The organism is Hymenobacter glacialis (assembly GCF_001816165.1).
GTDB classification, from domain to species: Bacteria; Bacteroidota; Bacteroidia; order Cytophagales; family Hymenobacteraceae; genus Hymenobacter; species Hymenobacter glacialis.
Window position 1 is genome coordinate 1 of sequence record NZ_MDZC01000088.1, and the last position, 10595, is coordinate 10595.

General features: G+C 59.0%; 11 protein-coding genes and 1 tRNA gene. 4 read left to right on the plus strand and 8 right to left on the minus strand.

What is annotated here, in order from left to right; all coding sequences use genetic code 11:
* The first annotated feature begins 124 nt into the window (after positions 1-124).
* Positions 125-1159: a hypothetical protein gene (locus tag BEN48_RS13645; RefSeq protein WP_317043713.1), complete on the plus strand. Its 1035-nt coding sequence runs from the start codon at positions 125-127 to the stop codon at positions 1157-1159.
* Positions 1160-2073: 914 nt separating this feature from the next.
* On the opposite strand, the gene BEN48_RS13655 is transcribed toward BEN48_RS13645, so the two are convergent.
* Together BEN48_RS13655 and BEN48_RS13660 are read right to left on the minus strand one after the other, a co-directional pair.
* A complete protein-coding gene (locus tag BEN48_RS13655; RefSeq protein ID WP_070735486.1) occupies positions 2074-2304 on the minus strand; it encodes a CDGSH iron-sulfur domain-containing protein in 231 nt (76 codons plus the stop codon).
* 270 nt (positions 2305-2574) lie between these two features.
* Complete coding sequence (locus BEN48_RS13660; RefSeq protein WP_070735487.1) at positions 2575-3102, minus strand: GNAT family N-acetyltransferase; 528 nt, start codon at positions 3100-3102, stop codon at positions 2575-2577.
* A gap of 116 nt (positions 3103-3218) precedes the next feature.
* Between BEN48_RS13660 and BEN48_RS13665 the strand changes: the two genes are divergently transcribed.
* Complete coding sequence (locus BEN48_RS13665; RefSeq protein WP_125932651.1) at positions 3219-3689, plus strand: hypothetical protein; 471 nt, start codon at positions 3219-3221, stop codon at positions 3687-3689.
* Positions 3690-3698: 9 nt separating this feature from the next.
* Here BEN48_RS13665 and BEN48_RS13670 read toward each other — a convergent pair whose 3' ends face one another.
* Positions 3699-4157, minus strand: coding sequence for an STAS/SEC14 domain-containing protein (locus BEN48_RS13670; RefSeq protein WP_125932652.1), 459 nt, complete (start codon positions 4155-4157; stop codon positions 3699-3701).
* A 125-nt stretch (positions 4158-4282) separates the two neighbouring features.
* On the opposite strand from BEN48_RS13670, the gene BEN48_RS13675 reads away from it, so the two are divergent.
* On the plus strand, positions 4283-4906 hold the full coding sequence (locus tag BEN48_RS13675) for a deoxynucleoside kinase (RefSeq protein ID WP_070735490.1): 624 nt from the start codon (positions 4283-4285) through the stop codon (positions 4904-4906).
* 278 nt (positions 4907-5184) lie between these two features.
* Here the strand turns inward: BEN48_RS13675 and BEN48_RS13680 are convergent, their stop codons facing one another.
* From BEN48_RS13680 to BEN48_RS13690, 3 genes are all read right to left on the minus strand, one after another.
* Complete coding sequence (locus tag BEN48_RS13680) at positions 5185-5889, minus strand: DUF2461 domain-containing protein (protein WP_070735491.1); 705 nt, start codon at positions 5887-5889, stop codon at positions 5185-5187.
* 92 nt (positions 5890-5981) lie between these two features.
* Entirely contained in the window at positions 5982-6806 is an 825-nt protein-coding gene (locus BEN48_RS13685) for an MOSC domain-containing protein (RefSeq protein WP_070735492.1), read from the minus strand.
* 87 nt (positions 6807-6893) lie between these two features.
* Positions 6894-7412 carry a hypothetical protein gene (locus tag BEN48_RS13690; RefSeq protein ID WP_070735493.1) on the minus strand — a complete coding sequence of 173 codons (519 nt, stop codon included), beginning with the start codon at positions 7410-7412 and terminating at the stop codon, positions 6894-6896.
* A 324-nt stretch (positions 7413-7736) separates the two neighbouring features.
* On the opposite strand from BEN48_RS13690, the gene BEN48_RS13695 reads away from it, so the two are divergent.
* A tRNA-Lys gene (locus BEN48_RS13695) sits at positions 7737-7809 on the plus strand.
* 169 nt (positions 7810-7978) lie between these two features.
* On the opposite strand, the gene BEN48_RS13700 is transcribed toward BEN48_RS13695, so the two are convergent.
* Together BEN48_RS13700 and BEN48_RS13705 are read right to left on the minus strand one after the other, a co-directional pair.
* The gene (locus BEN48_RS13700) at positions 7979-8923 is read right to left on the minus strand and encodes an N-acetylornithine carbamoyltransferase (protein ID WP_070735494.1); all 945 of its coding nucleotides are present in this window, start codon (positions 8921-8923) and stop codon (positions 7979-7981) included.
* 1353 nt (positions 8924-10276) lie between these two features.
* Positions 10277-10595 (minus strand): hypothetical protein (locus BEN48_RS13705; protein ID WP_141764586.1); only part of this gene is annotated, 319 nt, incomplete at its 5' end.

The following is a 10595-nucleotide window of genomic DNA, read 5'->3' on the forward strand; positions in this document are numbered from 1 at the left end:
CACTTCCGCCGTGCCCACCACTCAAACTTCAAGTCGAATTGGGAATTTGAGTGGGTGCACGAGAGATGCTTCGGCTACGCTCAGCATGACGTTTTTTTTATCACTACCTCACCACCTCACCGTTTTGGAAATATCCCGCAAAAAGCCGTCGTACCCCATCACGCCAGCCCTGCGGGAATACCTGCGCACCTACGACCGCGAAGCCCCGCTGCCGGTGTCTTACGACGACCTGCGGCACTTCAGCAGCTCCTTTCCGCTGCTGGACCGGACCGGGCGCGACACCCTCTGGCAAACCGTGTTCTTCGAGCCCCAGGCCTTGCGCGAGCTCAGCCAGGGCCTGACGCAGGTGTACGCGCTGCTGAAAACGGCCGGCGACCTCTCCTTCACCGAGCACCTCGTGGCCGACCGCATTGACTACTGCGAATTTGGTAATTCCCGGCCGTTTCGGGTGCGCATCGTCAACCTGTTCAACGACAACTACGACTACTTCTACGTGAAGCGGGCCGATGCCTCGCGCCTCTACGGCCTGGAGCTGGAGCACCTGCTCTCGCCCAATTCCATGAACTTCCTGGTGAGCGGCGACACGCTGATTGAGGAGCACATTGCCGGTATTCCCGGCGACGATTTCATTCGCCTGCGCCTCACCCAGCCCAACATCAACCGGGTGCGCATCGCCAAGGAATTTGTGAAATTTAACGAGCGCTGCTTTGTGCGCCTGCTCGGCGACATGCGCGCTTACAACTACGTCATCGACGTAACCCCCGATTTTGAGGACGAGCAGTACCGCGTGCGCGCCATCGACTTCGACCAGCAGAGCTACGAAGGCCGGCGGGTAATGTACCTGCCGCAGTTTTTCAAAGACAACGCCGACGTAGTGGCCCTGTGCGCCCAACTGCTCAAGCCCGAAACCCTGCGCCAGTACCAGACCGAAGAACGCGCCTTGATGGCCCGCCGCGCCCGCGCCGAGCGCCACCGCCTGCGCGACTTATTGGAGGTGATGCGCGGCCACCAGCTTGCCCCGCCCGAAAAAGTAATGCAGCTCAAAGCCGAGCTCAATCGCTACCATAAAACCGACGTGTTTGACAAATGCGACTCCATGGGGGATATCGTGCGCCAAAACCTCTGGCTGATGCTCGGGGCAGGGGCAAAGCCCGCGTGAGGATGATTTCTGCTTATTACGGATACCCACCGTTTATCTGAACTTGTGCAAAGGCCTTTTGCCGGACGACTGCGTTAAGCAGCAGGGCGCACCGCAGGGCGGGACGTTAATACAGGGCCACCGTTTTTTTGTATTGTTGCACCGTGACCTTTCGGATGGAGGCCCCGGTCCCCGCCACTTCGTAACATGCATTGACGAAGACCACCCGTCCCTTGCGCACATTCACTACGTGGCGGCTCACCTGCCCGTTGAGAACGAAACGAAGGTGTAACCCCTGGCGCAGGTCCAGTCTGGGGCACCTAGTCAGTTGGCTCCCAGTCCTCACCCATAGACCCTCTCGGTTCTGGTACACGTTGAGTGCCGTTACGCCGCTGTTGAAATCGGACGTCGCCATCGTGTTCGCCACTAGGTCTTGCCCGTTCACGGCCAGGGCCACCGTATCTCCGCGAAAGCAGCTGGCCACAATTAGGCTAAAGTCCACGAGCTGACCGCCGTGCGGAGGGGGCGCGGCCACTCCTACGGCCGGAAGCAACCAGAGCAAGAGCCACAGGGGCGTCATCATGAGACTAGGGAATGATTCCACCTTAAAAGAACGGGCAGCAAGCGGGGGGGCAAAGTAATGCTCGTTTGCTTGAAATATTGCCCCTAGGCATATATGAACATGGAAAATAAGCCCAACCGTCCAGATTGAGTTTGCGAAACTCGTTCACCTTCGAAAGTTCAATCAACTTGAATCTAGCATTAGTTTAGTAAAATCCTTCAGATGTTATATTGTTTGTCCTCCAAGCTGCCTTGTTATACCTTATACCTACCGCAAGGCAACAGCCGCTAGGGTAGCCAAATTTTTCGAGTGCACGCAAAAAAGAAGCGTCGTGCTGCACGCAGCACGACGCTTCTTTTCCAAATTCGAAAGCCTAAACGGCTGGCTTAGGCGCGGGCAAGTCAAACGCTACAGCGTCGTGCTCAAAATGGCCTTTGTGCGAGCCATCGCAAAACGGCTTTTGGCTGGAGAGCCCGCAGCGGCAGATGCTGATGCGCTGACGGCCGCCGAGGCCGTAGGGCTGGCCCTGGGCGTCAACTAGTTCAATGTCTTCGCCCTCCACGCGGAGGGAGCCATTGGAGAGAACGGTGAGTTTGATGGACATAGGGGAAGGGTTGAGTTTTGGGGGTAAATGTTGAAATGAGTTGTCGTGTTAAAAGCAAATGAGTTATCAGTTGCTCGTTGTTATGAGTCAAAGTGGGGACAGGCTATTGAAGAACGCCTGTCATGCTGAGCCTGCGAAGCATCGTCTCACCGCAGAACAAACCGTTTATCGGTGAGAGGATGCTTCGCAGGCTCAGCATGACAGGACTTGAACAAAGACGGATGAGCCAGTAGATTTGAGAGGGCAGCCCAGCCCTCAAAACGCAACCCGCTACAGCGCCTTCCGCATGATGTAGTCATTCATGAAGTACGGCCCGATGGCCACGTCCACCTCGCGCTGGCGGGCAAAGCCGCGCCGCTCGTAAAACGCAATGGCGGGGTTGTAGCGGTTCACGTTCAGGTCCAGGAAGGTGCCGCCGGCCTGGCGGGCCGCATTCTCCACGGCTTCAATGAGGTGCACGCCCAGGCCCTGACCCTGCCGGGTGGGCAGCACATATATCTTGTGCAGCTTGTAGCCGGTGCCGGCCTCGTCCTCGGCCGGCAGGGGGCTAAAGGACGCAAACCCGGCCGGCTCGCCGGCCACGTAGGCCAGCAAAAACGAGTGGTGCTGTTCGGCCATCTGCCGCTTGAGCGAGGCCGGTGTGTAAATCACGCGGTACATGTAGTCTATCTGCTCGCGCGAAATGATGAACCGGTAGGTGGGCTCCCAGGTCGCTTCGGCCAGCTGAATGATGGTCGGGATGTCTTGGAGCGAGGCGGGCGCTATGCGCGGCGGCGCGATGGGGGCGTCAGAAGTCATAAGCAGTAAAACACGAAATTGGGGCCAAAAAACCGAAACCGGCCCGCCCCATTCCATACGATTGGCCCACGCTTTGCGTTAAAGCGCCCATTCCCGTTTTTTCTTTTTGCTTTCCTATGAAATCTGCCTCCTGTCTTTTGCTGCTGCTGACCAGCCTGCCCGTGCTCAGCCACGCCCAAAGCCCCACCGCCGACAGCCCCCGCCAGCGCGGCGAGCTTACCGGCGCCCGCCCCTCGGGCGACCTGCTGGCGCGGCCCCGGCCCCAGGTCGCCCCACGCCGCGCCGCCGCATCTTCCGACCCCATCCAGCAGCACCTGTTAAACACCGACGTGAACCTGGCTCGTGCCGAAGCCGACCAGCTCCCCGACCTCTACGAGCGGTTTATTGCCACCACCCGCGACGAGCGCCGCAGCTGGAGCTACGCCGACTGGGACAATGCCGCCACCGTGCTGGCCCGCCTCAACCAGCGCTACGAGCAGGTGCGTACCACGCTGCCCATCGAAGAGCGGCTGCGTATTCGCTCCACGCAGGGCGAGTTTCATTCTTTGCGCGGCGCCCGGCAGGCCAAAGACAGAATCGACAGATAGGCCTTGCGGCTATGAGTGGGCGGCTGTGGCGATAGGGCCGCCGCCCTGCTGCAGCAGCCACGCCAGGGCCACGTCCCGGTCTGCAAACAGCTCAATGGCCATGTGCGGCCGCAGCGCCGCCACAAATTCCTGGGTAGCAAACTGGTTTTCCAGGTCCGGCGAAAACACGTAGGCCAGGGCTTTTACGCCGGCCGCCACGGCCACCGGCAGCCACTCGTACTGCAGCCAGGGCAGGGCGTCGCTCCAGTCGCCCCCGGTGTCGCTCTTGTCGTTCAGAATGAGCGAGAATCGAAGCTGGTCGCGCCATTGTTCTCCTTGGCGCACGCCGCGGATTACATCGGCCCCGGTGAGGTGGCCGTGCCAGCGCACACTCAAGAGCTCTTCGGCCGGGTAAAACGAGTATTCGGCCAGGGCCAGGCCGTGGTCGTCCTGCAGGGTAAGCAACTGGGTAGGAGGGCCGGAAAGCATGGGTAAGGCAGCAAATTTCACCTGGAGCTAGTAAATATAGCTAATGCGCAATAATTGGGGTAGTATACAGTCGTGCTGCTACCTTTGGGGTTCTGCTTTTCTCTCGTCTTTTTCGTTTATAGCGCATGCACATTGCCATCGTCGGCAACATTGGGGCCGGTAAAACCACGCTGGCCCATAAGTTGGCCCAGCATTTTCGTTGGGAAGTATTTTTGGAAGACGTGGACGATAATCCTTACCTGAAGGATTTTTACCACGACATGCCCCGCTGGGCGTTTCACCTCCAGGTGTATTTTCTAAATGGCCGCTTCCGCCAAACCCAGCGCATCAAAGAGCTGCAGAAGGCCGGCAAGGGCATCATCCAGGACCGCACCATCTACGAAGATGCCCACATCTTCGCCGCCAACCTGCACGATTCCGGTCTGCTCGAAACCCGCGACTACAACAACTACTACGCGCTGTTTGAATCGATGGTGGACCTTGTGGCCCCGCCCGACCTGCTGCTGTACCTGCGCGCCGATTTGCCCAAGCTCATCAACCAGATTGAGAAGCGCGGCCGCGACTACGAAAACAGCATCAGCATTGAGTACCTCAAAAACCTCAACGAGCACTACGAGCAGTGGATTAGCACCTACAGTGCCGGCCGCCACCTCATTGTGGACGTGAGCGAACTGGACTACGTGCGCAACCCCGAAGACCTCGGCAGCATCATCGACAAGATTAATAGCACGCTCTTCGGCTTGTTTTAACGCGTTTTAGAATAACGCAGCCTTTATCTCTAATACTGACCTATCTAGAAAGTAAAAAGAACGTCATGCTGAGCTTGCCGAAGCGTCTCTGCCGCGCAAGTAATTAGATTTACTACTGCGGTAGAGATGCTTCGGCAAGCTCAGCATGACGTTCTAGTAAGTGTCGACTTTCTTATCAGCTTCAATAAGAAGCCCCGCTTTCTGCAATAAAGAGCGGGGCTTTTTATTGAAGCTGCCTGGCTGAGTCGGTCTGATATGCTGGCAAGAATGTGGGTGCGCTACTTCAGTTCAGCCCCCATACCGCTTCGTTCTGCTACCGGCAGCGCCTCGTTTAGAAAATCTACCAGCGGGCGGGCCGCGGCAATGCCCGCCATGATTTTCGCCACAAAATCAGGGGCCAGCACTTCCGCATCGGTGTAAAAACGGCCTGCGCCGTATGTTTTGAGCCGAAGCCACGCTAAGTCAGGGTCTTGGGCCGAGTATCCCCGGGGCGGGCGCGTAAGCTGCGGGCCGGTGGTGTCTAGGCCATCGGGGAAGTGGGCGAGTAGCGCCGACGCCTGACGCCGCCGGTGAAACTCGTCGGCGTTGTAGTGGATTTCCTGCCGGATGGCCGCCAGCATGGCCGGGGTGGGGTGGAAGGTGCCCGCCCCCAGCCAGCTGCGCCCCTCGGGCTGAATGGCCAGAAAGTAGCCGGCCCGGGGTGCGTGGCGGCCGCCCAGCTTGAGGCCCGCGCCCATGCGGCGCTTATAGGGTTCCGGGTCGCGGTGCGCCCGGTCGTTCTTGTGCAGCCGGAACATGACCTCCGCCGTGGTCAGGTCCGCCAAATCAGGGTCGGTGGGGGCCACTCCGGCCAGCACCTGCCGCACCAGCTCGGTGCAGGCGGCGCGGGCCCGCTGGTAGTCGGGGCGGTGGGCCGCCATCCATTCCGTGGTGTTGTTGGCCGCCAGCCGGGCCAGGAAGTGCAGCAGATAATCAAGTTCCATGCGGATTGCCAGGCATTCGGCCCGGAAAAACAGAACGCTATTGCCGCCCCTCAAGTTGCAGCCTGCGGCCCCTGGTGGCGCTGCCTGACGCGTTATTTGCGGCTGAGCACTGTCACGGCATCGCCCACGCGCAGGCGGCCCACCCCGGCCCCGGTCACGTTCTGGCCAAACAAGGTGCTGCCCTCTACCTGGCGGTAGGTGGCCAGGGTGCGCAACGGGTCGCCCACGGGGTTTTTGGTGGCCGACTGCTGGTTGATGGTAGTAAGCACGCAGCGGCCGCAGCCCCGCACCGCCCGAAACGGCACAGCGCCAATCTGGAAGTCTTCCCAGGCATCATCCTCGTAGGGCGCGCCGCCCCCAAACACCAGGTTGGGCCGAAAGCGGTTCATGGGCACGGGCTGAGCGAGGCGGGTATTCAAGTCGGCCAGTGCGGCATCGCCAATGAGCAGAAACGGGTAGCCGTCGGCAAAGCTCACCAGCTGGCCTTCGGGGTTGAATTCCGGCTCCACCTCGCGCCGCACCATGTCCGACATATACACCAGCCGGCAGGGGCGGCCCAGGGCTTCGGCCAGCCATTCGTCGGCCTCGGGCGTGCCGCGCCAAGCCCAGGCCATGTCGTCCCAAATCGTAACGAACAGCGTGCGCTCCGGCGTGGCCTCCAGCGGGATGAAGAGCGGCAGCAAATCGGGCCGCTGGCGGTGGCTAATCAGAAAGCCGTTGTAGGCCGGCGCCACCGTCAGCAGGGCCAAATCGGGCAGCTGCCGCTGGGTCATGAAGCGGTTGCGCTCGTCCACCAGCAGCCAGCGGCGGTCGTGCCGCAGGCCGCGGGCCGTCACCTCGGCTTCGGGCACGGCGTAGCCCCCCAGGGACTTCACAGGATAGAGGTAGAGGCCGGTAAGAGTGAGCGCAGCAGACATGCCACAAAAGTACCCGCTGGGAATGACATGGCGCGGCGTCGCAGGTGGCATTGGGCTGGTTTAGGACGCGTCGCTTGTCAGTGTACTCTATTCCACCACCAGCACGTCGGCTTCGCGCACAAACGCCACCCGCTGCTGCCACTGCACCCGGTACCAGATGTCCTGCCGCCCCAGCACCAGCAGGCGGTCGCCGATGGCCGCCGTGCTCAGCCGCGCCGCGCCGGCGCTGGGCCCGCCCATGAGCGCGGCTCCGGCTCGGGCCACCAGCCCCGCCGGCTTAGGCCGCAGGAAGTGCAGGTAGGCTCCCAGCAGGCCCAGGTACACCGCATAGCCCACCCACGCCGTGCGCGGGCTCCGGCGCCACAGCAGCCAGATGGCGCTCACCAGCGCGCCGCCCAGCAGCAGCTGCAAGCCCGGGTAATAGTAGCGCTGGGCCTGCACCCGCAGCTCCTGCTGCCACGTGATGGGATAGCCCACCAGGCGGTGCTGCGCCGCCAGGGTGGCCAGCTGCCGCCAAGTGCGCACGCGGGGCTCCCGCGCCTGGGCCAGGCTCAGGTAGAGCAATGCCGCCGGGTAGTGCCCCAGCTGCTGTTGCGCGTACGCCATTTTCAAAAGCAGCTCGGGAGAGGCACGGCGCTGTTGCCACACTTGTTGCCGATAAGCCGGCGATGCCGCCGCGTATTGCCCCTGCGAGAACAGCGAATCGGCCCGCAGTAAAGCCGCAGGAGCGCTGAATGCGGAATCTTTTGTAATTTTTTTTGGGGGCAGGTTTGCACCCAACCCACAGACAGGCAGCAAGATTAATCCCAGCAAAAAGGGCCGTAAAGAAAGAGAAAAGACTTTTTTTTGAATCAAGGTTGTGTAATCCGAGAGGTGCTTGTACTTTTGTGCCCACAAACAGGGTATCGCCCTTGTGAAGTGCAAGGTACCGATTCTGTAGCTCAGCTGGTAGAGCAGTACACTTTTAATGTACGGGTCCTGGGTTCGAATCCCAGCGGGATCACAGCAAAAAGCCCCAATCTGGAAACAGATTGGGGCTTTTTCTTTGGGACAGTGGTTGCAGTTGCAGCTGGTTTCCGGGCACGGAATGCGCAGTGCCAGCCATAATGAAAAGGCCCCGCCGAAGATTATCCGGCGGGGCCTTTTCATGGCATCGTGCAAATGGCAAATCGCTACTTCAGCAGCTCGTGCAGCACGGTTTGCATGGAGATGGTGCGGTTGCCGGCTTCCTGGATGATGAGCGAACCGGGGCCGTCGAGCACGGCGTCGGACACCTCCACGTTGCGGCGCACGGGCAGGCAGTGCATGAATTTGGCTTTATCGGTGTAGGCCATGTGCATGGGCGTGAGCATCCAGTCGGCGTCCTGCGTCAGGATTTGGCCGTAGTCCTGGTAGCTGCTCCAGTTTTTGGCCTGCACGTAATCGGCGCCTTCCAGGGCCCTGCGCTGGTCGTATTCAATGCGGGCGCCCTTGGTGAATCGGGGGTCCAGTTCGTAGCCTTCGGGGTGGGTGATAACGAAATCAATCCAATCGATTTCTGAGAACCAGTCGCAGAAGGAGTTGGGCACGCACTGGGGCAGCGGGCGCACGTGCGGGGCCCAGGTGAGCACCACTTTCACGCGTTCCTTCTGCTTGGTTTCAGCTACGGTGATGAGGTCGGCGAAGGATTGCAGGGGATGCAGGGTGGCGCTTTCTAAGCTGATGACGGGCACGGTGGCGTACTGCAGAATCTTGTTGAGGACGTCCTCGCTGTAATCCGCCTCGCGGTCCTGCAGGGTGGGAAAGGTGCGCACGCCCAGCACGTCGCAGTACTCGCTCATCACCGCAATGGCGTCCTTGATGTGCTCTTGGGTGCTACCGTTCATCACCGCGCCGTCGGCCATCTCCAGGGTCCAGGAGTCGGCACCGGCGTTGAGCACCCAGGCTTGCGCGCCCAGGTTGTAGGCCGCCTTTACAGAGCTGAGCCGGGTGCGCAGGCTGGGGTTGAAAAAGATGAGGCCAATGGTTTTGTTCTGCCCGATGTGCTTGTAGCCGTAGGGGTTGGCCTTGATTTCAAAGGCTTGCTGCAACAGGGCTCGGTAGTCGCCGGCATCGGCGAAGGAGATGAAGTTTTTCATAAGGTGGGTGAGTGAAATAGCGCCAAAAAAGTACGACATGCGCAGCAGAGTAGCGTCAAGTCTGCGCTGCAGCTGCATTGTCGGAGCTGACATTGTAGTTGAGCTTATACGTGATTACAGGCTCTAGAGCGGTCCTGAACGCATAAGTTCTGTGTTTTTGCTGCCGCTCGGGTGAGAAGCGGCAGCCAAAACACAGAACTTATAGTTGAGCGAGGCTGGTATTTGGAAACCCGGTTCAGGCAACAAAACAAAATCCTTATGCAGAGAAGATGGCATGGTTCCGGTTTGCTGGTTTCGTCTCAAGTAAAGGCACAGTCTTAGCTTCCATGGTTGGCCACGAGTAGCCCGGCGTTATAGGTGCGCCAATTCGGGGCGCCGCCTGTGGCCTTCCCCCGCTTCTGCATAGCATTTGTTGCTCCGGCACCTGGGGACTCTTCAGTTTCAGGGTTAGGCTGGTGGTGGGCTAGTTGCGCCCAACGTGCTGGTAGAGGTCCTTGATTTCCAGGTATTGCTGCAATAGGGCTCGATAGTCGCCGGCATCGGCGAAGGAGGTGAAGTTTTTTATTATTAGGTGGTATAAGTATCAGAACGCCATGCTGAGCGTGGCCGAAACATCTCCACCACGCCGTTTGCAACAGTCGTTCGAAATGTATGACCCCGCCGTTAATACAACAAGATGTTGGTGAGCGGAGTGGAGTATTTCTGAGCCATGCTGATTCCTAATATCAATCGACTCAAATGTTCATCTCTGTTATGTATTTTACCATAGCAGAAGGAAAATGCTTTATCGTCTATTTGCACTTTGAAGCAATGCCTATTTGCACTTCCCGATTCAATGTATTCTGCTACTTCTATCCTAAGCGCTTCTTCAGCGTCGAATACTACGCAAGGCTTACCCCCCTCTAGAGCCTTATGCGACCTATAAATTTTGATTGCGGGCATCGTTTCAGTTGGTATGATTAACCTGTCCACGTTTCTGGATCAATTGCTTGCCACTCGAGACTGAAGGCTGCAATAAACGCATTCCTCTTACTGAGCGTCTATCCTTTCAACTGCTTTTCCCGCGCAATGGCTTGGGTAGCAACTGGGCACAGCTCGAATTACACCAGCAAATACGCCTGACACCAGCCGGTGAATTTTCCGGTGTCGTCCCGCCTACTGCTGTGTTCGTAGAGGCGGGGTCAGGATGTAGACGTACATACGACGACGATATGGAGAAGATCGGAACATCATGCTGAACGAAGTCGAAGCAACTTTCCCGCAGTGGTAATTACCACTCTAACGAAGCGGCAGAGATGCTTCGGCTCCGCGTTGCTGCGCTCAGCATGACGTTCTTTTTTCTTGTTCTGCCAATTACATGGCCTTGTACTCGTTCCAGCTCTTAATCTTTAGGTCCTTCATTTCCAGCGTGCAGAAGGCCTTGATGAACGCCTTGGCCAGCCGCGCATTGGTCAGCAAACCCACCCCCGAATCCACGGCCGTGCGGCGGATTTGGTAGTCGTTGTCCAGCTCGCCCTTTGAGAGGTTCTTGGGAATGTTGATGACCAGGTCGATTTTCTTCTCCTTCAGGTACGTCAGCACGTTGGGCTCCTGCGCGTCGCTGGGCCAGTAGAGCAGGGAGCTGGGCACGTTGTTTTCGGCGAAGAAGCGGTGCGTGCCCTGGGTGGCGTAA

What these genes read in the sequence shown, in the direction of transcription:
- BEN48_RS13660 (WP_070735487.1), bottom strand. Translation starts at nt 3,102, where the DNA reads ATGACTTCTGACGCCCCCATCGCGCCGCCGCGCATAGCGCCCGCCTCG.
- BEN48_RS13685 (WP_070735492.1), bottom strand. Translation starts at nt 6,806, where the DNA reads ATGTCTGCTGCGCTCACTCTTACCGGCCTCTACCTCTATCCTGTGAAG.
- BEN48_RS13690 (WP_070735493.1), bottom strand. Translation starts at nt 7,412, where the DNA reads ATGGCGTACGCGCAACAGCAGCTGGGGCACTACCCGGCGGCATTGCTC.
- BEN48_RS13655 (WP_070735486.1), bottom strand. Translation starts at nt 2,304, where the DNA reads ATGTCCATCAAACTCACCGTTCTCTCCAATGGCTCCCTCCGCGTGGAG.
- BEN48_RS13665 (WP_125932651.1), top strand. Translation starts at nt 3,219, where the DNA reads ATGAAATCTGCCTCCTGTCTTTTGCTGCTGCTGACCAGCCTGCCCGTG.
- BEN48_RS13680 (WP_070735491.1), bottom strand. Translation starts at nt 5,889, where the DNA reads ATGGAACTTGATTATCTGCTGCACTTCCTGGCCCGGCTGGCGGCCAAC.
- BEN48_RS13700 (WP_070735494.1), bottom strand. Translation starts at nt 8,923, where the DNA reads ATGAAAAACTTCATCTCCTTCGCCGATGCCGGCGACTACCGAGCCCTG.
- BEN48_RS13675 (WP_070735490.1), top strand. Translation starts at nt 4,283, where the DNA reads ATGCACATTGCCATCGTCGGCAACATTGGGGCCGGTAAAACCACGCTG.
- BEN48_RS13670 (WP_125932652.1), bottom strand. Translation starts at nt 4,157, where the DNA reads ATGCTTTCCGGCCCTCCTACCCAGTTGCTTACCCTGCAGGACGACCAC.